At 68.1% G+C, this 23,870-nt stretch carries 22 protein-coding genes and 3 pseudogenes; 14 read left to right on the top strand and 11 right to left on the bottom strand.

Going from position 1 to position 23,870, the window contains the following annotated elements; translation table 11 throughout:
- Positions 1-446 precede the first annotated feature (446 nt).
- The 3 genes from ACLQ2U_RS28640 to ACLQ2U_RS28630 form a co-directional block, all read right to left on the bottom strand.
- Entirely contained in the window at positions 447-1,502 is a 1,056-nt protein-coding gene (locus ACLQ2U_RS28640; protein ID WP_425754015.1) for a LacI family DNA-binding transcriptional regulator, read from the bottom strand.
- 132 nt (positions 1,503-1,634) lie between these two features.
- A complete protein-coding gene (locus ACLQ2U_RS28635; protein WP_425754014.1) occupies positions 1,635-2,630 on the bottom strand; it encodes an ROK family protein in 996 nt (331 codons plus the stop codon).
- The gene (locus ACLQ2U_RS28630; RefSeq protein WP_425754013.1) at positions 2,627-4,276 is read right to left on the bottom strand and encodes a class I mannose-6-phosphate isomerase; all 1,650 of its coding nucleotides are present in this window, start codon (positions 4,274-4,276) and stop codon (positions 2,627-2,629) included. Before ACLQ2U_RS28630 ends, ACLQ2U_RS28635 begins: the two co-directional genes overlap by 4 nt.
- A gap of 188 nt (positions 4,277-4,464) precedes the next feature.
- On the opposite strand from ACLQ2U_RS28630, the gene ACLQ2U_RS28625 reads away from it, so the two are divergent.
- From ACLQ2U_RS28625 to ACLQ2U_RS28600, 6 genes are all read left to right on the top strand, one after another.
- Positions 4,465-5,814: an ABC transporter substrate-binding protein gene (locus ACLQ2U_RS28625; RefSeq protein WP_425754012.1), complete on the top strand. Its 1,350-nt coding sequence runs from the start codon at positions 4,465-4,467 to the stop codon at positions 5,812-5,814.
- Positions 5,814-6,692, top strand: a complete 879-nt coding sequence (locus ACLQ2U_RS28620) for a carbohydrate ABC transporter permease (RefSeq protein WP_425754011.1) — start codon at positions 5,814-5,816, stop codon at positions 6,690-6,692. The genes ACLQ2U_RS28625 and ACLQ2U_RS28620 overlap by 1 nt, the downstream gene beginning before the upstream one ends.
- Entirely contained in the window at positions 6,689-7,582 is an 894-nt protein-coding gene (locus ACLQ2U_RS28615) for a carbohydrate ABC transporter permease (protein WP_425754010.1), read from the top strand. The genes ACLQ2U_RS28620 and ACLQ2U_RS28615 overlap by 4 nt, the downstream gene beginning before the upstream one ends.
- 39 nt (positions 7,583-7,621) lie before the next feature.
- Complete coding sequence (locus tag ACLQ2U_RS28610; RefSeq protein ID WP_425754009.1) at positions 7,622-8,719, top strand: ABC transporter ATP-binding protein; 1,098 nt, start codon at positions 7,622-7,624, stop codon at positions 8,717-8,719.
- Positions 8,716-10,092: a glucosylglycerate hydrolase gene (gene ggh / locus ACLQ2U_RS28605; RefSeq protein WP_425754008.1), complete on the top strand. Its 1,377-nt coding sequence runs from the start codon at positions 8,716-8,718 to the stop codon at positions 10,090-10,092. Before ACLQ2U_RS28610 ends, ggh begins: the two co-directional genes overlap by 4 nt.
- Before the next feature lie 85 nt (positions 10,093-10,177).
- Positions 10,178-11,368, top strand: coding sequence for an MGH1-like glycoside hydrolase domain-containing protein (locus ACLQ2U_RS28600; protein WP_425754007.1), 1,191 nt, complete (start codon positions 10,178-10,180; stop codon positions 11,366-11,368).
- Between the two features lie 38 nt (positions 11,369-11,406).
- On the opposite strand, the gene ACLQ2U_RS28595 is transcribed toward ACLQ2U_RS28600, so the two are convergent.
- Together ACLQ2U_RS28595 and ACLQ2U_RS28590 are read right to left on the bottom strand one after the other, a co-directional pair.
- Complete coding sequence (locus ACLQ2U_RS28595) at positions 11,407-11,982, bottom strand: SGNH/GDSL hydrolase family protein (protein WP_425754006.1); 576 nt, start codon at positions 11,980-11,982, stop codon at positions 11,407-11,409.
- A gap of 94 nt (positions 11,983-12,076) precedes the next feature.
- A complete protein-coding gene (locus ACLQ2U_RS28590; protein WP_425754005.1) occupies positions 12,077-12,199 on the bottom strand; it encodes a hypothetical protein in 123 nt (40 codons plus the stop codon).
- Between the two features lie 55 nt (positions 12,200-12,254).
- On the opposite strand from ACLQ2U_RS28590, the pseudogene ACLQ2U_RS28585 reads away from it, so the two are divergent.
- Positions 12,255-12,353, top strand: a pseudogene (locus ACLQ2U_RS28585) (DDE-type integrase/transposase/recombinase); the annotation flags it as partial.
- A gap of 74 nt (positions 12,354-12,427) precedes the next feature.
- On the opposite strand, the gene ACLQ2U_RS28580 reads toward ACLQ2U_RS28585, so the two are convergent.
- The 3 genes from ACLQ2U_RS28580 to ACLQ2U_RS28570 form a co-directional block, all read right to left on the bottom strand.
- Entirely contained in the window at positions 12,428-13,675 is a 1,248-nt protein-coding gene (locus tag ACLQ2U_RS28580) for a MalY/PatB family protein (protein WP_425754004.1), read from the bottom strand.
- Between the two features lie 761 nt (positions 13,676-14,436).
- The gene (locus tag ACLQ2U_RS28575; protein ID WP_425754003.1) at positions 14,437-15,582 is read right to left on the bottom strand and encodes an MFS transporter; all 1,146 of its coding nucleotides are present in this window, start codon (positions 15,580-15,582) and stop codon (positions 14,437-14,439) included.
- Between the two features lie 270 nt (positions 15,583-15,852).
- Positions 15,853-16,620, bottom strand: a complete 768-nt coding sequence (locus ACLQ2U_RS28570) for an SDR family NAD(P)-dependent oxidoreductase (protein ID WP_425754002.1) — start codon at positions 16,618-16,620, stop codon at positions 15,853-15,855.
- 63 nt (positions 16,621-16,683) lie between these two features.
- On the opposite strand from ACLQ2U_RS28570, the gene ACLQ2U_RS28565 reads away from it, so the two are divergent.
- Complete coding sequence (locus ACLQ2U_RS28565) at positions 16,684-16,965, top strand: hypothetical protein (protein ID WP_425754001.1); 282 nt, start codon at positions 16,684-16,686, stop codon at positions 16,963-16,965.
- Between the two features lie 618 nt (positions 16,966-17,583).
- Here ACLQ2U_RS28565 and ACLQ2U_RS28560 read toward each other — a convergent pair.
- Entirely contained in the window at positions 17,584-17,904 is a 321-nt protein-coding gene (locus tag ACLQ2U_RS28560; RefSeq protein WP_425754000.1) for a hypothetical protein, read from the bottom strand.
- Between the two features lie 312 nt (positions 17,905-18,216).
- On the opposite strand from ACLQ2U_RS28560, the gene ACLQ2U_RS28555 reads away from it, so the two are divergent.
- The 4 genes and pseudogenes from ACLQ2U_RS28555 to ACLQ2U_RS28540 form a co-directional block, all read left to right on the top strand.
- Entirely contained in the window at positions 18,217-19,149 is a 933-nt protein-coding gene (locus ACLQ2U_RS28555; RefSeq protein ID WP_425753999.1) for an NAD-dependent epimerase/dehydratase family protein, read from the top strand.
- Positions 19,146-20,078: an RNA polymerase sigma-70 factor gene (locus tag ACLQ2U_RS28550; RefSeq protein ID WP_425753998.1), complete on the top strand. Its 933-nt coding sequence runs from the start codon at positions 19,146-19,148 to the stop codon at positions 20,076-20,078. Before ACLQ2U_RS28555 ends, ACLQ2U_RS28550 begins: the two co-directional genes overlap by 4 nt.
- An 18-nt stretch (positions 20,079-20,096) precedes the next feature.
- Positions 20,097-20,531, top strand: coding sequence for a LysR substrate-binding domain-containing protein (locus ACLQ2U_RS28545; protein WP_425753997.1), 435 nt, complete (start codon positions 20,097-20,099; stop codon positions 20,529-20,531).
- Positions 20,525-20,704: pseudogene (locus ACLQ2U_RS28540) on the top strand (DDE-type integrase/transposase/recombinase); the annotation flags it as partial. The gene ACLQ2U_RS28545 and the pseudogene ACLQ2U_RS28540, both read left to right, overlap by 7 nt.
- 331 nt (positions 20,705-21,035) lie before the next feature.
- Here ACLQ2U_RS28540 and ACLQ2U_RS28535 read toward each other — a convergent pair.
- Positions 21,036-21,182, bottom strand: a complete 147-nt coding sequence (locus tag ACLQ2U_RS28535) for a hypothetical protein (protein WP_425753996.1) — start codon at positions 21,180-21,182, stop codon at positions 21,036-21,038.
- A 347-nt stretch (positions 21,183-21,529) separates the two neighbouring features.
- Positions 21,530-21,733 (bottom strand): cold-shock protein, encoded by a 204-nt coding sequence (locus ACLQ2U_RS28530; RefSeq protein ID WP_425753995.1) that lies wholly within the window; start codon positions 21,731-21,733, stop codon positions 21,530-21,532.
- A gap of 368 nt (positions 21,734-22,101) precedes the next feature.
- Here ACLQ2U_RS28530 and ACLQ2U_RS28525 point away from each other — a divergent pair, with 368 nt between their 5' ends.
- Together ACLQ2U_RS28525 and ACLQ2U_RS28520 are read left to right on the top strand one after the other, a co-directional pair.
- Positions 22,102-23,550 (top strand): DEAD/DEAH box helicase, encoded by a 1,449-nt coding sequence (locus ACLQ2U_RS28525; protein ID WP_425754051.1) that lies wholly within the window; start codon positions 22,102-22,104, stop codon positions 23,548-23,550.
- Between the two features lie 121 nt (positions 23,551-23,671).
- Positions 23,672-23,870, top strand: a pseudogene (locus ACLQ2U_RS28520) (transposase family protein); the annotation flags it as partial.

Here is a 23,870-nt window from a genome sequence, read left to right as displayed (position 1 = left end):
GACCACGGGCTGCTGTTCATCTGCCGCAACCGCACCACCGCCGGCTACCAGGTCATCGAAGGCGAATTTCAAGACCCCGGCCGACGCCCGCGCCGTCGCCCTCGACAAGCACACCGTGACGATCCCTCGCCAGCACCGCCGCCGCCAGACCCAACAACGCGAGCGGCGGCTTGGCCTACCAGATGTCATTCCCCTCGAAATCGAAGGGACCAGCGTCCAGTCTCAGGGTGTCCACGTCTCAGGCGGGAGCCCAATCTCAGGAGGAAAGCCACTCGGCCGAATTCTCGGCACCCACAGTCCTCGTGTGGCAAGGCACGGCCCTCCGCTCGCACCTGCTCGCGGTCTCCGTGTTCGTGTGATGGCGGCCGTGGCGTCGTTGCCTCCGCCAGCTGGTTCGGGTGGCAGACCCGATAGTCGAGCCGGAAGGGCGGTCGGCTGTCAACTCACTAACCGGAGCCTCCTTGCCGAGGTCGTGGCAAACGCCCGTCACCCTCGCGTCCGTAGTCGACAACGGTAGTGGGTAGCACGATCCGGCGCGGCGGAAGGCCATCCGTAGAGTTGCCGGCCGCGTCGATTCTGCTCAGCAGCAGGCTGGCCGACTCTCGTCCGATGGCAGCCGGATCGTAGGCCACGACGCTCAGGGACAGTCCGAGCATGTCCGCGAGTTCGAAGTTGTCAAAGCAGGACAACGCTATGTCCTTGTTGGTGCCTCTGGCTGCTCGGTATGCCCCGATGGCGTTGCGGCTGTTGGCGCAGAAGAATGCGCTCGGCGCTTGTGGCAGGGCGAGGAGTTCCTGCGCTGCCCGCTCGGCCGCGGTGACGTCGCGCTGCTCACAACGAACGAATCGCTCATCGAGGTCGATCCCGGCGGTCTCCATCACAGACCGGAACCCGCGGAGACGCTCGGCGCTGTTCCACACGGCGGGGGGGCTGAGGAAGCCGATCCGCCGGTGCCCGGACGCCAGCAGACGGGCGGTCGCCTCTTTTGCCCCGCCGTAGTCGTCGAGGAGGACACAGTCCACGGCGATGTCCGCAGGCGGACGGGCTGCCAGAACGATTGGGATGCCGTTGAGTCGTGCCGGGTCCAGGTGGGACTGCTCCTCGCCCGCCGGGACCACGATCATGCCTTCGACTCGCCACGCTGCCAGGTCACTGACGATCTGGCGCTCGCGCTCCACATCGTCGCCAGTGTTGCTCAGGACGACCTTCATCCCTCGCGCAGCCGCCAAGGTTTCCACACCGAGTGCCAGTTGGGAGTAGAAGGGGTTGGCGAGGTTGGTGACGACCAGCCCTAGCATGCCGCTCGGGCGGCCGAGTCGCAGGCTCCGGGCCAGCTCATTGCGCCGATACCTCAGCTCCTCTGCGGCGGTGAGTACACGCGCCCGGGTCTGTGCCGAGACCCTCGGGTCGCCGTGCAGGGCGCGCGAAACGGTCATCACGCTGACCCCGGCGTGGGCGGCGACCTCCCGCATTGTGGGCGGCGAGCTCTCGGAGGCTGACATCGCATCGTCTCCTTGGATTTGATTAGTACGAGCGCTGCGGATGCACCATGCCGTCGTCAACCCCGGCCCGTCGTGTCTGACCTTGCCTGAGGGCGGCGTGTCGGACCAGTCGTGTTCCGATCAATGTGGGGATCAGAGTGGGCGTCTGGTGGTGAGCGCTTGCGCGGGCGACGCGGTCAAGTCCAATTCTGACAGGTCACCAGCGGCGTACCAGGCCGCTCCGAGTAGTGCCGCGTCCTCGGGCTGCCGGGCCTGGGTGAGGACTAGCCGCGAGAGCAGCTCCGTTTCCATTCGCAACAGCCCCTCTTGCATCGGTCGGGCGATCAAGTCCCAGGAGGCAGCCATCGAGCCACCGACGACCAGGACGGTGGCGTGGAAGCGCGTCAACCACGGTCCGACGGTCCGTCCGAGCGCTGAGAAGGCGTCGTCCATGACTCGACGGGCGACAAGGTCGCCGGTCCGGGCCCTGCCGGCGATCTCCCGGACGTCCAGGATCACGTCCGCCGGTGCAGGCTTCGCGATATCGGCGTATCGGTTCATGATGGCCCGCCGAGAGATGCTGTGTTCCAGCGGGTGCCCGGCGAACTTCAGCAGGTGCACCCAGCCCTGCGGCGGGACGTCCGGGCCATCGTCCACCAGTGAGCCCTGGCTTAGGAAGGCGGAGCCTACGCCGGTGCCGAGGGTGATGCCGACGGCGCGGTCGTGGCCCCTGGCGGCGCCCGCCGCCCACTCGCCGAGCGCAAAAGCGCTCGCATCGTTGAGGAAGCTGACCTTCGACGGCCGCCCCGGGAGTCGCTCGATCAGGATCTTGCCGAGGTCGACGCCGTAGAGGGCATCGAACTTCGCGACGCCCTCGAAGAGGGCGATGCCGCGGGCATAGTCGAACGGGCCCGGGATTGCGATGCCCCATCGTGATTTGGGGGGGGCTTCGAGCCGGCTGGCACACCCAAGGACTCGGTCGACTATTTCCTCGGCCGAGGCGCCGGCGCGCATGGGCTGGCGGCACTTGGTGCCGGGTAGAACGCGGCGAGCGCGGACGTCGACCAACGCGGCGGTTACGTGTGTGCCACCGATCTCCAGCACGGGCGCGGGCTGCCGCGTTCGGCGAATCTCGACGGAGTCGGTCATGGGACCAGGGACTTGACCAGAAGGACGCGGGCCGAGCCGAGCCGATGCAGGGTGTAGGTCCCCACCGCGGCTGGGACGACGAGCGTCTCTGCGTAGGCCAAGCTGTGCCGATGGCCGCTGGCGGTCTCAACCAGCACGCCGTCGCCTTCCACTACGTTGAGAATGTGGAATCGGCCGGCCGTGTCGTCCTCTGCCGGTTCGTCGCAGTCGATGACCACCCGACGCACTTCGAAGAACATTTCCGGCAACGCCCCCAGCAGTTCCTCACGCCAGCCGCGGCGGTCCTCCCGCACGATGCGCGGCGGCTGCACCAGGTCAGTCCTGACCTTGTCGCCGGTCCGATCCGTCCCGAGGTTGTTAAAGGCATGGTCGACGTGAACCGGCCGCTGGCCGTTTTGAGGATCGCGACGCAGCCAGTCGTAGAAGCGCAGCGAGTAGAGGTACGGGGTCGCACTGACCTCCAGCACCACGTTCCCTTCGCCGCTGCCATGCGGCGTACCGGCCGGGATGACGAAGAGTTGGTGCGCAACGGCGGGAAACGTCTGCACGTACTGTTCGATGTCGAAGGGAAGGCCGTGCCGGTCGGCGGCGCGCGCCTCCTGAGCGAACGCATCGACGTCGACACCGTCGCGCAAACCCAGATAGACCTTGCGGCCCTCGCCGCCAACCATCATGTAGTAGGTCTCATGCTGCGTGTATGGCCAGCCGAACACCTCCCGCATATATTCCGGTCGGGGATGACAGTGCACGGACAGGTTTCCGCCGTCGACGGTGTCCAGATAGTCGAACCGGATGGGGAACAAAGTGCCGAAGGTGGCATGGACCTGCTCGCCAAGCACCTGCTGCGGATGCAGGGCGACGACGAGCTGGAAGGGGACCTCGACCTGGACGCCGGGCCTGCCGATGAGCACGCCGCTCTCTGGTGCGATGAGTTCGTAGCCGAGCGCGGTGTTTGAAGCCTCTCGATTGATGCCGAGCTCGCGCTGGGCCCAATGCCCGCCCCAGGAGGTCGTGTTGAACGTCGGCCGCGTGCGGAACGGCCGTTGCGCCAGGTGCGCGATCGTACGGCGCAGGGTGAGCCCGTCGACGGATACGGGGCCGGTGGCGTCCTGCACATCGATCCAGCGATCGATGTGAGGCGCGACGGCGTCCCGGTGGCGGTCTAGCAGCGGCCAGTCGATGTAGAACAGCCGCTTTGTCGTGGGTCTCCCGTCGCCCTCCCGCTGTCCCAGGTTGCGGCCGTCGCCGGAGACGATGGCGGCCTCGGCGTAGCGCTTGGGTAGGTCGACGTACCAGAGAACGTCGTGCTCGACGAGAGCGGCACCTGGACCGAAGACGATGACGACGCCCTCGGACTGCGAGGGCGGCTCTGGAACCGCGTCGAAGAGGTCGGCGAGACTGCCCGCTGCCAGCCTTTCAAAGTCTGGATCCTGAGACAGCCCGGCGGAGGCGGTGCGTTCGACGATGCCAGGCCATGGTGCCAGCTGTGCGCTCAGGTCGAGGTGCTCGACGGGGGTCCCGCGTTCGGCAAGAGCCTTGGAGAGATTGCCCACGACGGCGGCCCAGTCCATGGTGGCCGGCCCATCGACCGCGAGCACCGTCGGTCCGGCAGGAAGTGTCGTCACCGCCGGGTCCCATCCGGACACTGCCTCACCGCCGACCGTGCGGTACCAGGGCTGGGCGCCGTAGGGGCGGGGGTAGCGGGTTGAGCGCAAATCTGTTCCCTTCCAACTGTTGACCGAATGTTATCGTCACCATAGCCTCCTTGACACATGCGTGGCCTCCTCGATGCGCCAGTGCATACGCCGCCACCCGTTACCCAGGAGGACCCTCAATGGACATCCCGCGCTCACCCGCGTTTGCTCAGTTATCCCGTCGCGACCTGCTGCGATGGGGACTCGCCCTCGGCGCCACAGCGCCTCTGCTTTCCGCCTGCGGTGGCGTCTCCACCTCTGGCGGTGGCGGCGACGGTGCCCTGACCTTCCTCTCGACCCAGTTCACGCCGGTCGAGGAGGCGGAGCGGGTCCGCGCAATCCTGAAGAACGCGTACCCGGGGCACGTCAGCTATGTCGTGGGCGACTCGTCGCAGGCGGGCACCCAGGTGCGGTCGCAGGTCTCCAGCGGCGACGTGCGGATCAACCTGCTCGGGGGGCTGCATGGCGACTTCACGCCGCTGGCCGGCGACAATCTGGAAGACCTCAGCGACCTGATGCGCGAGCTCAGCGACAAGGGTTATTCCTCGAACCTCCTGGAGTTGGCCAAGGCCGGCACGGACCGGACCTGGTACATCCCGTGGGCGCAGGCGACCTATCTCCTCGCGGTGAAGAAATCCGCTCTCGAACACCTGCCCTCGGGCGCCAATGTCAGCGCCTTGACCTACGACCAATACCTCGACTGGGCAATTGCCGCGCGCCGAGCCAACGCCGGGAAAGCACAGTTCGGTCTCCCTGCCGGGCCGAAGGGCTTGCTACACCGCTTCCTCCAGGGACACCTGTACCCCTCCTACACGGGTGCGCTCGTGACGACGTTCCGCAGTGACGATGCCGTGACGATGTGGAATTACCTCAAGGAGTTGTGGGCTAACACGACTCCCGCGAGCACCAACTTCGACTTCATGCAGGAGCCGCTCGCCGCGGGCCAGGTGACGGTCGCGTGGGATCACGCCGCGCGGCTGGTGGACGCTCCGCGCGCGGCGCCCGACGACTGGGTGATGGTGCCGGCTCCGGCCGGCCCCAAGGGGCGCGGATACATGACAGTGCTGCTTGGTCTCGGGATTCCCAAGGGCGCCCCGCAGGTCGACAAGGCCAAGGACGTAATCAGGGCACTGTCCCAGTCCAAGGTGCAGATCGAGCTACTGCGGCAGAACGCCTTCTTCCCAACGGTGAAGGCCGAGATTCCCGACGACCTCCCACCGGCGATCCGCCTCGAGGCCGACGCGGTGCGAGCTCAGCAACAGGCGCCCAACGGGATCCTGTCCCTGCCTCCGGTCGGACTAGGAAAACGCGACGGCGAAATGTCCAAGATATTCCGCGACGCCTTCACGGCAATCGTCCTCGAGGGTGCCGACGTTCGCAGGACGCTCGACAGTCAGGCCAAGAACATGAAGACCATTCTGGACGAGGTCAAGGTCCCCTGCTGGGCGCCGGACCCCGTAGAGCCTGGTCAACCCTGCGCCGTCGGATGATGAGCGCGACCGCAGCATCAGTACGGCGTGGGAAGCGGCTGCCCACGCCGTACCTGCTCATCCTGCCGTCGGTCATCCTCATGGCCATGCTGTTCGGCTGGCCGGTCGCGACCGGCATCATCGAGGCGTTCCGCGGACCCGACGGATTCACGCTCGCAAACTGGGAGCGGATGACCGGCGAGCCGAACTTCTGGGACTCGATCCGCAACACTCTGCTGCTCATCGTCGTCGTGATACCGGTCCAGTTCGTCCTCGCCTTCGCGATGGCCCTACTCCTGCAGGCCAAGCTTCGATTCTCCGGGCTCTACTTCTACCTCTGGGCGGTTCCGCTGGCGGTGAGCGACCTGGCTGCTGGCTTGGTGTGGCTGGCCGTCTTTTCCGACCGCGGATACCTGAACTCCGTCCTGGTCACGCTGGGCCTCGGCGACGGATTCGCGTGGCTGTCCTACCAGAACGAGTCCACGATGCTGCTGGCCGTCTTCATGGCAGAGCTTTGGCGTTCCACGTCGCTGGTCCTGCTCATCGTCGTCGCCGGGCTGCAGGTCGTTCCGAAGGAGTACGACGAGGCGGCACAAATCTTCGGTGCCACCTCCTGGCAGCGTCTTCGTCATGTAACCCTGCCGCTGGTCAAGCCGAGCATGCAGGTTGCGCTGATCCTGCGGACCATCCTCGCCTTCCAGGCTTTCGCCGTCGCCCAGGCCCTGACGGGTCGCGACTTCCCGCTGCTCGTCGGCGAAACGTACGAATGGTTCGTCGCACTCCAGAATCCGGCCGTGGCCAGCGCTGTGGCGCTTGTCGTCCTCGGAATGTCGCTGCTCACGTCCGTGATCTACCTTCGGGCGCTACGACAGCCTGAGGCTGCGAGGGGGCTTCGATGACGGCACCGGCACGCACCGCACCGCCCTCGACCCCGGCAGCGCCGGTCGGGGACTTGCCGCCGATCGACCGGGCGCCGCTGCGCCGCCTGCGTCGACGCCGAGCGCTCCAGCACCTGGCTGCCGTGGTGATCACGCTTTTCATGGGCGTGCCGATCTACCTCATCGCGCTGGCCGCATTCTCATCCCGGGAGTCGCTGAACGACTTTCCCAAGTCGTTGCTGCCCACGGATGTGTCGGCGGAGACCATCACCGCATTCCTGGGCTCCGCCGGAGTGCTGCCCGCCACGCTGAACTCGCTGCTCGTCGGTCTCTTCACCGTGCTGCTCGCCCTCCTCGTCGGAGCGCCCGGAGGTTATGCACTGGCGCGCCACGGCTTCCGTGGACGCGATACATATCAGCTGTTCCTGTTGTTGACCAGGGCGTTGCCCATCGTCGTGCTGTCCATCCCGTTGGCGCAGCTGTTCCTCACCGCGGGTGTCTACGACAGCGTCTTGGCGGTCGTGGTTGTCCACACCGCACTGGCGTTGCCGACGACCATCCTCATCACCGCGAGCATCTTCGTCTCGGTGCCCCGCGACGTCGAGGAGGCCGCCCTGCTGTTTGGCTGCAGCCGGATCGGCGCCTTCCTGCGCGTCGTCATGCCGCTCGCACTGCCCGGCATCGCCGCATCCAGCATCTTCACCTTCGTCCTGTCGTGGAACGAGGTGCTGGCTGCCTCGGTGCTCACGCTGGACAACCGCACCCTGCCGGCACAGGTGCTCACGTCTCTGCGCGAGTCACCGCTCGCCTACCGGTTCGCCGGCGGCTTCGCGCTTGTTGTCCCTGCGTTGGTGTTCATTTTCCTGATGCGCCGATACCTGCTGAACATGTGGGGATCTGCCCTGCGTTGACCACCCGATCCGGGTGCCGCCTGAACCGATGGGGATCCGATGTCCGAAGTGAACCTCCGCAACCTAGTAAAGACATATCCCGGCGGCACCGCGCGGGCTACTGACGACATCTCCCTCGACATCGCCGACGGCGAGTTCATGGTGCTCCTCGGGCCATCCGGCTGCGGCAAGACGACACTGCTCCGGATGCTGGCTGGTCTGGAACTGCCAGATGCTGGGCAGGTGGTCGTCGGCGGCCGCGACGTGACCTACCTACCGCCGCGCGAGCGGAATCTGTCAATGGTCTTCCAGTCTTACGCCGTCTTCCCGCATCGCAGAGTCCGAGACAACATCGGGTTCGGGCTGGCGATGCGGGGAGTCGCGTCGGAGGAGATCCGACGCAAGGTTGCCTGGGCGGCGGACCTGCTGCAGCTCACGCCGTATCTCGACCGGTACCCCTCGCAGCTGTCCGGCGGCCAACGCCAACGGGTCGCGGTTGCCCGCGCCATCGTGGTCGACGCCGACGTCCTGCTCATGGACGAGCCATTGTCGAACCTCGACGCCCTGCTGCGGCTGTCCTTCCGTTCCGAGCTGAAGAAGCTCGTCCAGGAACTCGGTACGACGACGCTCTACGTGACCCACGACCAAGCCGAGGCGCTCTCACTCGGTGATCGGGTGGCGGTCATGCGGGAGGGCGTCGTGGTCCAGTGTGACGACCCCATTGCCGTCTACGACCGTCCGGCGAGCCGGTTTGTCGGCGGCTTCCTCGGCAGCCCGCCGATGAACTTCCTCGTCGGCGGCGTGGACGGCGCTGATCGTGAGTCCGCCCACGTCACCGTCGACCTCGGCGGCCAGGTCCTCCGCGGCCCTGACGCATTGCGACCCCTCCACGGCGTCGAGGTGCATCTCGGCGTGCGGGCCGAGAGCATCGGCGTCTCCGATTGCGAACTGCCGGACGCGCTGCGCGCCACTGTCCAGGTCTTCGAGCCCCTCGGCTCGGCAGTGCTGATCACCGCAGATCTCGCCGGGCAGCAGATCAAGGTGCAGGCACCGAACACCTTCCGCGTCGGACCTGGAGACGCCGTGTGGTTGAGCTTTAGCTCGGAACACCTGCGCTGGTACGACTCGGAGACCCAACTATCGCTGGAGACCGTATGACGATGACGGACGCCGGACCGGTTGCGGCCCTCCGGGCTCAGGGGCGCCTGAGCGACGAGGCCCTGACCGCACGTGCCGCCTATATCCTGCGCAACAATGACCTCGGCACGATGACAGCGGCCGCACCGCAACTCTATCCGCACATGTGGAGCTGGGACGCGGCCTTCATCGCAATCGGTCTGGCGCAGGTCAGTGTGGACCGGGCCATCACGGAGATCGAGGCGCTCCTCGCCGCGCAGTGGCGCACGGGGATGATTCCACACATCGTCTTTTCGCCCGACGAGCCGGACTACTTCCCCGGCGCTGACCGGTGGGGTTGTGCCGCGCTCGCGGAGGCCGCGCCACGCACACCGGCGACGTCGGGAATCTGCCAGCCGCCAGTACACGCGATCGCCGTCCAGCGGATCCTTGAGGCCGCGCGCCGGGAGGGGCCACGCGAACGCAGAACGGCGGAGGCCTTCCTCGATCGGGCCTGGGACCCACTTATGCGATGGCACCGTTGGCTGATGCAGCAGCGCGACCCGGATCAGGTTGGCCGAATCACGGTGCACCATGGCTGGGAATCGGGTATGGACAACTCGCCGCGGTGGGACGGTCCGTACGCCCGTGTCGAGGTCGGCCCCGATCTGCCGCCGTACCGGCGTCGCGACACGCAGATCGTCCAGGACATGAGCCAGCGTCCCAGCGACCGCGAGTACGACCGCTACCTGTGGCTCGTCGAGGAGATGCGTCGGGCTCGTTATGATGACGCGGAAATCCGCCGCACAGTCAGCTTCGCCGTCGAAGACGTTTTTCTGAGCGCCATCCTCGCCGTAGCCTGCGACGTGCTCGCGGACCTTGGTGAGGACGCCCCGCGGCGTGCCGACGATGTCGCCGAGCTACGTAGGTGGGCCGGCCAGTTGCGCGCTGGTGTCGCGGCTTCGGTCGATGTCGATAGCGGCCTGGCTCGCGACCGCGATATCCGTACCGGGGAGTGGCTCACCACCGAGACCATCGCCGGCTTCGCGCCGCTGTTGTGCGGCGGTTTGGACCGGACCGCTGAGCGGCGGCTTCTCAATCTGCTCGAGTCCGAGCGATGGAGTGGGCACCCGTCCTTCATTGCCGCTGTGCCGCCGTCCACGTCGCCGCAATCAGCGGACTTCCGGCCCCGCGAGTACTGGCGGGGGCCGCAGTGGCCGGTCATGGCTTGGCTCTTCGGGTGGGCGTTCGGCTATCGCGGATGGCCCGAGCGGTCGGCGCTCATGCGCGAGGAGGGGTTGCGGCTGATCGGGGACGGGAGCTTCGCGGAGTACTACAACGCGTTCACCGGCGAGCCGCTCGGCAGTCTGCACCAGTCTTGGACCTCTGCCGTGGCGCTCGACTGGCTCTGCTGAACTCTAGCCGGCTGGGTCAGGCGGCCGCCGCGTGGAGCGGTCGTCCGCAATCCGTACCCCCGTCGCGAATAGAAAGGCGTACCTGGTGGAAGAAGGCGCGTCCATCGACGATCTGCGGGCGGAGGCGCGACAGCTGCTCGAGCGTCACTGGGACGAAGAACGTGGCTATTGCGTCCCTAATCCAACGGTATACCCGCACCTGTGGCTGTGGGATTCCTGCTTCCACGCGATCACTTGGGCTCGCCTCGGTGACGTGCGCGCGGCGCGGGAGTTTGACGCCGTCCTGCTCGGCCAGCTTCCCGGCGGGCTCGTTCCCCACATGCGGTACGGGGGGGCGCCGCCCGATGCCTGGTTGGGACCGCTCCCCGCGACGTCCTCACTGGCGCAACCTCCCATGTTCGGCCACGCGGCGAAGGTGCTCATCGAAGAGGGCCTGCACCCGTCCCCGGAGGCGCTCGCCCGAGCAAGGCGGGGTGTCAACTGGCTCTGGGACAACCGCCGGACCGACCTCGATCTCATCTACGTCGTTCATCCCTGGGAGGCCGGCAACGACCACTCTCCGCGGTGGGATGACTGGGGCGCGCCCGGCCGCACTGCGCAGGACTACGACCGGGGCCTCCGGTCAGCATGGAACAAGCAGCGCATGGACGAGGTCAGCTACCACCCAGACGGCGCTGCGGCCTGGTCGTCGAGCTTCGTTGCGTGTCCCGCGGGTTTCAACGCCTACGTCGCGTTCAACATGGCCGAGCTCGCAGAGGTGCTCGATGACCCGGTGCTGGCCGAGCGAGCTGGACGCGTCAGCACCGCGATGGACACTCACCTGTGGGATCCCACGCAGCGACTCTGGCGGGACCTCGCGGTTGTCGGCGGTGGCCCGTCGGTCACCGTTCCGATCAGCGACGGGGTGATGGGTGCTTTGGTCACCGCGGACCGTTCCCGCGCGATCCCGGCTTTGCAGCAACTTATCGACCCCGATCGCTTTGAGGCCATCTGGGGACCGACGAACGTCGCTCGCACCCATCCGGCATACGACCCTCAGATGTACTGGCGCGGAGCCGCGTGGCCGCACCTGAACTATCTCCTGTGGCTGGCCCTGAACAGGTGGGACCTCGCTGATGAGGCCGGGCAACTTGCGGCAAGATCGCAAGACGCGGCGAGGGCCAGCGGGTGGGCCGAGTACTGGAATCCCGAGACGGGCCAGGGCCTCGGCGCCATCCCGCAGTCGTGGACAACGTTGGTCGCGACGATGACAGCACGAGGAATGACCGAGGCCTAGCGCTCTCTGCAAATCCCCGGGCGTGATCGCTGGTGGTCTTAGCGACTGGGGAGCACGCCCGCGGCGTGGCAGACCGCGTCCGCTATCGCGCGGTGTCCCAGGTCGTTCGGATGGACGGTGTCGGCGGCAACCATCAGCGTCTTGTCCCATGCCCCAACCGGTGTCAGGGCAACACGTGGGTATTGTGCGGCGACCTCGCGGAGCCGCTGGTTATAGACGTCGACGAGCGCGTCGGAGCCCTTGTCGTAGGGAGCGTGCTGCGAGTAGTCGGAGAGGCTAGGTTGTTCAACAGCGATCACCCGGGCTAGGGGATTCGCTTCGCCGAAGGCGTCGAAGATGGTCTCCAGCGCGGAAGTGTATTGGGCCAGAGCCTCCATTCGCCAACCATGCAGCCTCGCGTCGTTGACCCCGGTCATGAGGACGTAGATGTCCGCCACCGCTGGTGGGTTCACGCGAACCAAAGCGGCGGTTTGGGTGCTGAAGGATCCGCCGACACCGTTGTTCTTGAGCACGCAGCCCAATTTTGCGGCGGCCAGATCGACGAACCGCCGGGACGCAGCAGATGCGCCGTCCCCCTGCACGTACGAATGGCCGTATGCGATGAGGGTCGACACGTGGACATCCTCTCGAGGATGGGCAGGGCGAAAGCGGACTGCCCCGTGAAGGGGCAGACTATCGCGCCAGGTTGTGTCGTCAATGCTGGTCCCGCTACCAGGACAGGAACTGCGCGAGCGCGCTGAGGTCGTGCTGGCCCAGGCCGGCGGCGATCGCCGCGTAGCACTCGGCGTTGGTGTAGGTCTGCCGGAGCCGGGCGCCCACCCGATCGCCCACCCAACACGGCGTCCGCCTCGGACCGAACGACGCCGCCCGCTTCTGCCGGCACTCACCAGGCGACAGGTGGCACGTTGATGAGACGTACATCAAGGTCAACGGGATGTGGCGGTACGTGTACCGGGCGGTCGACCAGTACGGGCAGGTCATCGACGTCCGTACGCCCGACCCGGCGGCTGGTCGATCCAGCGCCGGACCGTGGGGGCACGGCGTCTGGGACCGTGGGGCTCAGCCCCCCGACGGGTGGTCCGCGTCGACTGCCCGGCCCATGCGGGTGACGGCGTCGGTGAGGATCGCGGGTGAGGTGGCGAAGTTGAGTCGTACGAAGCCTGCACCGCCGGTGCCGAAGACGTGCCCGGAGCTGAGGGCGACCCGCGCGCGGTCCAGGAACATCTTCGCGGGACCGGCAACATCGCTGACCACGCCGGGTTCGCCGTCCGACTGTCCCGTGTCGATGCCCAGCGCCGTGCAGTCCAGCCAGGCGAGGTAGGTGCCCTCGGGCCGGCGGTACCGGACGGACGGCATGTGCTTCGCCAGCAGCGTTTCCAGCAGCGTGCGGTTGGTGTCGAGGCCGTCGAGGACGAGGTCGAGCCACGGTCCGCCGGCGCGGAACGCGGCGGTGTGCGCGATGACGCCCAGGTGGCTGGGCCCGTGGCTGACCTCTTCCGGCATGCGGTTGAGGTCGGCGGCGGCCTGCGGCCCGGCGACCGCGAGCGCCGCCTTGAGCCCGGCGAGGTTCCACGCCTTCGAGGCGGAGATCAGGGCGAACGCGTTCTCGGCGCCGGCCACCGTGAGGTACGGGGTGAAGTGCGTCCCGGGGAGCACCAGGGGGGCGTGGATCTCGTCGGAGATCACGCGCAGGCCGTGCCGGCCGGCCAGTTCGGCGACGGCCTCGAGCTCGTCGCGGCGGTGGACGACGCCGGTCGGGTTGTGCGGGTTGCAGATCAGGAACGCCGGCCGCCGGCCATACTCCCGCGCGCGGCGGAAGGCCTCGTCGAGAGCGGCGAGGTCAATGCGCTGGTCGGGTCCGAGCGGGGCCTCGATCACCTGCCGGTCGGCGTGGCTGACGAAGGCGTAGAAGGGCGGGTAGACGGGGGAGCAGACCACCACCGCGTCTCCGGGGTCGGTCACGAGCCGAAGCACCTCGACGATGCCCATCATCACGTCGGGTACGACCGTGGTGCGGTCGACGCGGAAGTCGTTCCAGCCCCAGCGCCGGGCGGCGAAGTCGCCGAGCGCCTCGGCGTACGCCGTCCCGTACGCGTATCCGGTGTCACCGAGGTCGATCGCGCTGCGGAGCGCGTCGGTCACGGCGGGAGCGAGGAATACGTCCATCTCCGCCACCCAGAGGGGAAGCACGTCCGGCGCGTACCTGCGCCACTTCACGCTGGTGCGCTGCCGGAGTTCGGGCAGAGTCAGCCGGGTGAGCGGATTCTGCGCCGTGAAGCCGTTGGCGGAGGGGACAGGGCCTGCCATGCCGCCCACCCTAGGCCGTACGTCGACGTCGTCGCCCGGTCGGGCGCCGACGAGCGAGAGGCCCGGTGCTGTTCCGCTATCGCTGCGACCGCCACTGACCCTCCGGTCAGCGGTGCCGGAACGGTAGGAGACGTAGCCGGCGCGCTGATCGTTAAGCTGCGTCCGTACCGGCGGCCGTCATGTTGACCGCGCTCCCGGCTGTAGGCCCGGACGAGGTGGCCAGCGCGCCAGGCAGCCATGACGACCTCCACGGCGAGGCGGGAAGGAACCGGGCGAGCGCGGCGGCGACCGGTCGCCGCGTTTGCTCCGAGGAGGGGTGCATTCGATGGCCGATGCGCCGATCTTGGTGTTGGGGCGATCGGCGGTCAGGGCGGCGCCGCCACCGAGGCGTGCGGCCATGAAAGCCTGCGATCAGCTCGGCGGGGTCGGGCAGGAGCGCGGTCGGAGCGGCAGGGCGGTTTGCACCTACCATGAACCGGCGGTAGAGCACCGCCATCTGCTGCTGTGCGTCGCGGTTGCCAGGCTCAGGCCGGCCGGTTGCGCGCCGGCGCACGTCCCGCTTGATCCGGGAGGCGACGTCGGCGCGCTGCAGGTACTTGTGGTTGCGCCGGTTGTACCGCTCGATCGCCGCGATCCCGCTCGGGCCGCCCGTCGTTCTCATTTTGCCAAGTTCGGTCCACCTCCGAGGCCGTGCTCCATCAGGAACATGGCGGGCGGGCAGTGCCCTGTCTGGCACCGCCCGCTCCTCAAGGCAAGGCCTTCTACAGGTCTTCGGGCACCGGCATTCCGCAAGCCGTGTACGCATCCGGAATCGCAGCGTCGAGCGCCTCGAAGTTCAGGTGAGAGATCGACGGGGTCCCGGCGTCCGCACCCTTCCGCAGAGTGCCTCCAGCCATCGTGCCGTGCGTGTTGATCAGCGTGTCGGTCGTGACCCCACCGGCCCTGGCGAGCAGCTGGATTCCCTCCTCGCAGAGACCGGGCAGGAACGACTCCGCCACGTCACCGAAAGACACCCAGTTGGCCGATCCGGCCATGCCCTTCGCCGCCATCTCGTTCAGATTGGTCTTGAAACAGAAGTGCGCGGAGGCCGGGCTGGCGGCGAAGACGAGACTTGCAGCCGTAGCGACGGCAACGATGGTCCCCCGTCGCAGTCCCTTTCTCATAAGATTCCCCCTCACATCGCAGGCGCGGACCGCCCGTACGCACGGACGGTACCAACGGCGGGACATCGTGGACCTTTCCAGAGTCGTTCTTCGGACAGTCGCCGTTTGTTTAGACGGAGCCCTTCGGTCAACAGCTAAGTGCTTGCTTATCGGGCAGAGCGTTGCGACTGAGGACTGGGTCGAGCCGGCACTTGTGCCAGAGAATGAGGTCGGAACATGCGTCGAAGATTGATCGACGTAGGCGTTTCGCGGACCGTGTTGCAGGGGTCGATTGATGGCATGGCCGGGGTGTGAAGGCTGTATACGTGCCTGTGTGCCCTTTCTGGCACCCACAACCCAGGACGAGGGCCGCCGAGTTCCCCGCGAAACGATGGCCATGGCCCGCCCGGTGCGTCCGGGCTCGGCGAGCGCCGCGGCGTATCCGGCAACGATCGACCAGAACACCCCGTGCGCGGTGCCGCACAGGAAACGTGCCACGACCAACATTGGGTAGTTCACCGCGAGCCCGGACAGCACCGCACCCAGGGTGAACACCGCGCACACCACGACGAAGAGCCGCTTGCGCGGCCACCCCGATGTCCGCGCCGTGAGCGGAGCCGCCGTCAGTCCCACGGTGAAGGCGCAGACCGTGACCAGCAGGCCGACCCGCGACTGCTCGACACGCAGGGCGTCGCTAATCAGGGTCAGCATCCCGACCGGCAGCATCGCCGTCGTCACGACGACGAACGTGGTGATCGCGAGCACCGCCAAGCCGGAGCGCCGCCGCGCGGAAGACGCGACAGGCGCGCCGGCCTGCTCGGTGTGGCGAAGAGCCGTCACGCCGGCTGTGGGGGGGATGGTGCTGAGGAACTTGCTTTCGAGCCGCAGCCAGACCGCCCGATCAGCCTCGCCCAGGATGTGTGCAGCGCCGGGAAGCTCGACGAGCTTGGCTCCCGCGATACCCGCGGCCAGGCCGTAGCGACCAGCGGCGATACCGTTCAGAAACCCTCTCCAGAAAATCAGCCATCGCGCCCGCTACCAGGGCACCGGGCCGTCCTCGCTGAAGAACCCGGCGGTCGGTCCGTCCGCGCCGAGCGTGGCCAGGCGCACCACGACCGCGGCGCCCTGCGCGACCGTAAGGAACCCGGTGTGGTTGTTGCTGTCGGTGTCGACGTAGCCGGGGGCGACGGCATTGATGAGGATGCCGTCCTTCCGCAGTTCATTGGCATACTGCACGGTCAGCGCGGTGAGCGCGGTCTTGGACGGCGAGTACGCTGCCGACGGCAGCAGTGTTGCGAAGGGGCCGTCCGGGTTGCTCATGAGGGTCTGCGACGCGGCGTGACTGCTGACGTTGACGATGCGCGGCGCCGGTGACCGCCGCAGCAGCGGCAGCATGGCGTTGGTCACCGCGATCACCCCGAAGACGTTGGTCTCGAACACCGCCCGGACCATGTCCAGGTCGACGGTGCTGGGGACCTGATCGTGGGCGTCTTCGGGCGAGACCTGTCCGGAACCGGTGATGCCGGCGTTGTTGATCAGCACGTCGAGGTGGCCGAAGCGCTCCTCGACCTGCTTCGCGGCCTCCTGGATGGTGGCCGGGTCGGTGACGTCCAGGGTGACCGCGTGCGCGTCGCCGCCTGCCGCGCGCAGCGCCGCAGCGGCCTCCTCGCCGCGCCGCGGGTCTCTGGCGCCGATCAGGACCGTCATGCCCAGCGCGGCGAGTTGCTCGGCAGCCCCACGGCCGATCCCCTTGTTCGCCCCGGTAATCAGCGCGATCTTCTGGTGTGTGGTGTGCTCGTTCATGACCAAGCTCCTGTCCAAGAAAGTCTGTCTCCCTTACGACGAGACAGCCGGGCCGTCTGTGAGATGGGAGTAAAGACAGTTGAGCCGGAGCCGGCCGGCGGCCACCTGACGGCGGCGATCGAGGAGCTGCGCTCCATCGATGCCGCGCTCGCCGCCGACCTGGAGGAGGCGCTGGCGGCCAGTCGGCGCCTGGAGGACCGGCTCGGCGTTCGGTCAGCTCCGTGCGAGGAGTTCGTCGACCTCGCCCGTGCCGACGCCGCCACCGCCACCAGCTGCTGCACCTCCTCACCCTTACCTGGCGGTGCCGCAGCGTGGCGGAGTTCGAGACCGAACGCCAGCTCCTGATCGACCTCGGCGTCCCCGCGGCACTACTGCCCGACGCGCGCGGGCTCAGGCGGTTCGACCTGCTGGCGCGGCCAGGCTGAACGGTCAGCCGCCGGGGTCTCGGCCCCGGCCAGGACGCGGTAGAGAGTGGACCGGCCCGACGACGATCAGACCCAAACCCCAGGTAGACCACAGGATCAACGCCTACTTTGCCCCTGGCCGTAGCTGTAGGAGTTCCAGGCCGCAATGAGTCCATCTGCACGAGAGGTACGGCAACTGGCGGGGCGTCTACAACCGGCGGCGGATGTGGGCCGTGGATGGCACCTGGGAGCGGTGTTCACCGCGCTGATGGCCCAGGCCGACGCCGGCGAAGACCTGAATTGGGCCGTCTCGGTGGACTCCACCATCGTACGGGCCCATCAGCACGCGGCCGGGGCCCGAAAAAGGGGGCCCCGGCCGACGAACGTTGCGACCACGCCCTCGGCGGGCCTGGGGATATGGGAAGCCGTCTCGATCTCGGGATCGCCGCCTAGGCGCGGAGAGCCGGCCGGTCCAATCCCTCCTCGGGGCCCGCCGAGGCTGGTCCGCAGGTGTCTGGGGTTGGGGTGGGGCGGACCGGGGGCGCGATGCTGTGATTGCTCACGGTGGGTTTCCTCGGCCCGCCCGCCGCACCCCAGGTCTGGAGCGCAGTCGGCTCTTCGGCCAATCCGTGGGCCGGCGAGCCTGGTTCGCCTCGCGGATGACCGCCCAGGCGTCCGCCACCGGACCCACATGCCCGAGCTTGTCGGGGTTGAGTACCGTGCGGATCGTCTGGATCCGTCCGTCGAGGATGTCGAGTGTCCAGGTGTCGAGGACCTTGCCGTCTCGGTCGCGGAAGACCGCGCCCGGCTGGCCGTTCACCTGGTGCGGCTCCACGATGCCGACGATCTGGGCGAACGGTGGGACGATCGCGGCGAGCACCCGGGCCACGTTCTCGGCGCCGAGGATGGGCTTCGAAGCGAGGACGTACGGCGTGGGGCCAGAATTCGTCGGAACTCCAGCCTCCGGAGATCGACAAGCGGCACCCAAACCTCGCCGACGGTGAGGCCGCTTCCCGCTGTGGAAACAACCATCAGCGGCCCGGTCTTGGGCCAGCGGGCGGCGAGCTCGTCTCGGGTTTGCCCCAGGTGGCGCCAACAATCTCTCCCGACTTCTTGCCCTCCGATCTCACAAACGGCTGGGCTGTCTCGTCTTGGGTGGCAGAGACAGGCTCTGATCGGGAGGGTGATGGTTGTGCGGGTGTTCGTGGCAGGCGGGGCCGGGGTTCTGGGGCGGCGGTTGGTGCCGCAGCTCGTGGCCCGCGGCCACCAGGTGACGGCGACGACGACGAGCGCGGCCAAGCTGGGTTTGCTGGCGCGGCTGGGCGCCGATGGCGTGGTGATGGACGGGCTGGATGCGGTGTCGGTCGGTGAGGCGGTGGCCAAGGTCCGGCCGGACGTGATCGTGCACCAGATGACCGGAATCAGTCTTACTCACGCCGGTAAGCCCGATCTGAAGCACTTTGACCGGTGGGCTGTCCCCACCATCCGGCTGCGCACCGAGGGGACGGATCACCTGCTGGCCGCGGCCGAGGCGACCGACGTGTCCCATTTCGTCGCGCAGGGCTACGCCAACTGGAACGGAGTCCGCCAGGGCGGATGGGTGAAGACCGAGGAAGACCCGCTGGACCTGCACGAGGGGACGGCGGCGCACACGTCGATGGCGGCGCTCCGCCACGTCGAGGACGTGGTCGGCAAGGCTGGTGGCGCGGTCATGCGGTACGGCGCGTTCTACGGGCCGAGCGCCACCGACGACCAGGTCGAGCTCGTGCGCAAGCGGCAATTCCCGCTCGTCGGGGGCGGCACCGGCTACGCCTCGTGGGTGCATCTCGACGACGCGGCGAGCGCTACCGTGCTGGCTGTGGAGCAGCAGGCGCGGGGTGTGTTCAACATCGTCGACGACGAACCGGCCCCGGCGAGTGAGTGGCTGCCGTATCTGGCTGCGTGCGCGGGGGCGAAGCGGCCGGTGCGGGTCCCCAAGTGGCTGGCCCGGCTGCTGGCCGGGGAGGTGGCGGTGACGATGATGACCGAGGGGCGCGGCTTCTCCAACGCCAAGGCCAAGCGGGAGCTCGGCTGGGAGCTGCGCTACCCGTCGTGGCGCCAGGGCTTCAAGGAAGGGTTGGCGTGAGGCGGGTCGAGGAGTTTCAGGAGCTGCGGCCGCTGCTGTTCGCGATCGCCTACCGGATCCTGGGCAGTGTGAGCGAGGCCGAGGACGCGGTCCAGGAGACCTGGCTGCGCTTGGAGGCCTCCCCGACACAACCCACCTCGACCAAGGCGTTCCTCTCGGCCGTGGTCACCCGGATCTCGATCGACGTGCTGCGCTCGGCCCGCGTCCGGCGCGAGGAGTACGTCGGGCAGTGGTTCCCCGAGCCGCTACTTACCGACCCCTACCAGGACCCGGAGCGGTCGGCGGAGCTGGCCGACTCGGTGTCGATGGCGGCGCTGCTGCTGCTGGAGCGGCTCTCCCCGCTCGAGCGCGCGGTCTTCGTGCTGCGGGAGGTGTTCGGGTTCAGCTTCCGGGAGGTCGCATCGGCGGTGGAAAGATCGGAGGCGGCGTGCCGCCAGCTCGCGATGCGGGCCCGCCGCCACATGGAGGCGGGCCGGCCCCGGTTCGAGGCCGACCGCAAAGAGCGCGACGAACTCGCTGGACGATTCTTCGACGCCTTCAAGGAAGGCGACGTCGACGCCCTGCGGGAGCTCCTGGCCGCCGACGTTCACATGGTCGGCGACGGCGGCGGCAAGGCCCCGCAATGGAAGCCCATCCTCGGCGCCGAGAACGTGGCCCGGGTGCTCGCCGGGATCGTCCCGCCGTTCGTCCGGATCGGCGGCGTCGTGGAGCCGCACGAGGTGAACGGCCAGCCGGGCGCGATCTTCCGCGACCGGGACGGCAAGGTCCTCAACACCTTGGCGCTCGACATCCTCGACGGGCGGATCCAGACGATCCGCTCGGTGATCAACCCCGACAAGCTCGGGCACGTGGGTCCGGTGGCGGACGCCTGGGCGGTCATCCGCGAGGCGAACCAGGCTCGCCGGCCCACAGATTGGCCGAAGAGCTGACCGCGCTCCAGACCTGGGGTGCCGGGTACGGCGGACGGGCTGGGGAAACCCACCGTGAGCAATCACGGCAGGGCGCCCCGGTCCGCCCCAGCCCGACACCCGCCGACGAGCCCTGCCGGTCTCGAGGAGGCCTACCCCGACCAGCCCCCGCGACCAGCAACTCGCCAACATTCGCCTGCGGCGACGTCGGCCGCGGCTGCGGGCGTGGTCGACATCGCGTTCGGCCTCGACTACGGCGACGCCTCTATCCCGAGGAGCCGGGACGTGGCCCTGGTCGGGCTTCGCTCTGAGCGGTTTCGGATCGCGATCGCTTCCAGCCGGAAGGCGAAGCACCAGACGGTGTCACTGGCGGACCTGGCGGATGAGGGCTGGGGCCTGCCGCCGGCGGCCACCCAGTACGGCCTGGCAATTCGGATGGCGTGCCGGCGGGTCGGCTTCGAACCAGCCAGGTGAAACACCGTTTGAGACCGATGCGCGGGCTACGAACGGAGAAGACAGCACAGGTGATCATCGCCGGACACGCGTTCATGCAGAACCTGCGCCGCGGACACTACGAACTCGCCGTCGATGCCCCGCCGACCACGCGGGTCGCCGCTGCGTTCACCGAACTCGCCCAGGCGATCTGACCGCGGACCCGACCCGGGTTCAACACGTCCGCCGATCCGACAACGCAACTGTGCCGTCTAGGGCGTGCCGCGCCGCGGTGGCGACCGGGCCGTCGAGAAAATCGCAATGTGGGGGACCAGCAACCCCGCGCGGCCCGCGTGCTACCGAGGACTAGGCTATGGACATGGTCGTCTGACCATACTCAGGGTGGCCAACCGACCAGGCAGCGCCTGTTGTCCACGTGTTCCGTCCGGCAGATCGCGCATGGCACGGACATCGAAGGCGCCGCCGGCCTGCGGCCGAACCACCATCCTGACGTTGCGAGGGAAGGGTAGCCATGTCGGACAAGTCTCACCAGAAGAGCAATGTGAAGAAGCAGGGCAAGACTTTGAAGGAGAAGCGGGCGGCGAAGAAGGCCAAGCACGCGGACAAACCTTCGTCGATCCCGCCGACTGGCCACTGAACGAACGGCACGGCCGTCGGGCGCGCGAACTGCATGGCAAGACAATTGTTGCTGTCTATCGCATTTGCGCCCCCGCCATGCAGGCTTGTTCACTGAAGGGCAAGTCGCCATCCAGTCGTCGTGGGGGAGGAGACGGTCGGCCCACCAGCGGATGACGCAGTGAGCCGACCGTCGCTTGAGGCGCCCCTACGCCGGCGGCGACGCGGGAGAGCGTTTGGCGGCGAGGCGCTGGGGGCTGGGCTCGCGCACGTCGCGTGCCCAGCGGAATTTCTCGAACAGCCAGATCAGTCAGGCGGTGTCGTCAGGTGCGGCTGCAGGAACCTGGGCAGCCGCCACCGCGGCCGGGAGCTGTCGAAGCTCCGGACGGCACCGAAACGAGCGGTCAGAGGACGCGCACCGCGGTCGCCTGCGGACCCTTGGCGCCCTGCGTGATGTCGAACTCGACGCGCTGATCCTCGTCAAGGCTACGGAAGCCGTCGTTGCGGATCTCGGAGAAGTGAACGAAGACGTCCTTACCGCCGCCGTCGAGGGCGATGAAGCCGAATCCCTTGTCGTCGTTGAACCACTTCACAGTTCCCTGTGCCATAACTACCAGTGCCAACAGCCACGCCAGCGTTATATTCCCGTCCCCCACCCCGCCGGTTCAGGACGGGCAACGTAGACGCCCGCGACAAGGCGATGCATATCGGCAGCGAACCCACATGGCCGCCCCGCTCGCGGCGACCGCCGTAGAAGCGGTGAGCGGCCCCCGTAAAGTGCGCCTCTTTGAGGGCGGAAGACGGAGATCGCCGAAGGGCCCGCACAGGCGCCCAGGTGACTCGCCGGCCGGCGCGGGTAGACTTCCGTACACGGCTCGCATCGTTCTGCCTCGGGCCGTGTTTGACGTCGACCACCACGCGCCGCGACCGCTCAGTCTGCGCCGGGCAGGACGACCCTTCCACGTTCGGAGATTTCATGGCGGCATGCCGCCCCCACATCACACCTTCGCCTACGTCCACCACGTTCACCGACCTCGGCGTACCCGCCGCGCTCACCGAGGCGCTTGCGGCCGGCGGTATCACCACGCCGTTCCCGATCCAGACGGCGACGCTGCCCGACACGCTCGCCGGACGCGACGTGCTCGGCCGGGGCCGAACAGGCTCGGGAAAGACCTACGCATTCGCGTTGCCCGTGCTGACCCGGCTGGCTGCCAGCACCTCGCCGCGGCGGCCGGGTCGTCCGCGTGCGCTGATCCTCGCTCCCACCCGCGAACTCGCTACCCAGATCGAGGCGACCATCGCCCCGCTGGCCAGGGCGCTGTCGCTACGTACCCTCACCGTCTTCGGCGGGGTGAGCCCGAACCCCCAGATCTCCGGCCTGCGCGCGGGCGTGGACATCCTTGTGGCCTGCCCGGGCCGGCTCGCCGACCATCTCAAGACGGGCCACGCACGTCTCGACGCGGTCGAGATCACCGTGCTCGACGAGGCCGACCACATGGCCGACCTCGGCTTCCTCCCCGTGGTTCGGCAACTACTGGACCAGACCCCGCGATCCGGCCAGCGGCTACTGTTCTCCGCGACGCTCGACGCCGGGGTCGAAGTCCTCGTGCGGCGGTTCCTCACCGACCCGGTCACCCACAGCGTCGATTCGTCGCTGTCACCGGTCGCGGCGATGTCGCACCACCTGTTGCATGTGAGCCATGACGACCGGCTTCCCGTCCTGGTCGATCTTGCGGCCGCGCCGGGTCGCACGCTGGTGTTCACCCGCACTAAACGCGGGGCGAAGACACTGACCCGCCGGCTCGTCGCCGCCGGGGTGCCGGCCGTGGAGCTACACGGCAACCTGGCCCAATCCGCGCGCGGCCGCAACCTGCTCGCCTTCTCAGATGGCAGCGCGAAGACGCTGGTCGCCACAGACATCGCGGCCCGCGGCATCCACGTCGACGGCGTCACCCTCGTCATCCACGCTGATCCGCCACTCGAGCACAAGGCGTATCTGCACCGTTCCGGCCGAACGGCCCGTGCCGGCGCGCACGGCACAGTGGTCACGCTCATGACCGACGACCAGGTCGGCGACGTGCGCGAGCTGGCCCGCAAGGCGGGCATCGCGCCGACGACCACCCGACTGCGGCCCGGCCATCCGCTGCTCACCCAACTTGCCCCCGGTCAACGTTCGTTCGTCACACCACCAGTCGACTATCCGGCCGTGACCGACACGTCACGGCACGACCGTTCACGTCGGAACGCGAAGCCACTTTCCTCCGCCATGCCTCACAGCGGATCCGTGTTACCGCATGGGACGTCATCGCCGCAGTCGGGTTCGGGACAAGGTGGCCGTACGGCGGCTGCGGCACCCGCCCGGTCCTCGGGCGCAGCAGCCTTTTCCGCTCGGACCCACGTGGGCGCGCACCGCAGCAGCCGCTGATGAGCAGGCCCGCTGTGACCACATCGAAGCGGAGGCGTTGTTGGCCCGGCCTCCAGCGTGCCATGACATGGCTACCGGCACAGCGCCTCCGCCTCTCGCATGTCGTACTTGCGGGGTCGGGCTCATCTGGGCATCGGCCGCGCTGCCCGGCGCTACCCACGACCTGAGCGCCGCCCGCGTTCACCGCATCATCGACGCGCTGCGCAGCGCCGACGTGATGACCTTCGTGGACAAGGGCTACCAGGGAGCCGGCGGAAGCGTGCGCACGCCGTTCAAGCGTCACCGGTACCGGCCGAAGCTGTCCCACCGCCAGAGGGCTG

The sequence above is a fragment of the Micromonospora sp. DT47 genome, assembly GCF_049844475.1.
Lineage (GTDB): Bacteria > Actinomycetota > Actinomycetes > Mycobacteriales > Micromonosporaceae > Micromonospora.
Note: the sequence above shows the minus strand (reverse complement) of the source record. Positions and strands in the feature narration are given on the sequence as shown.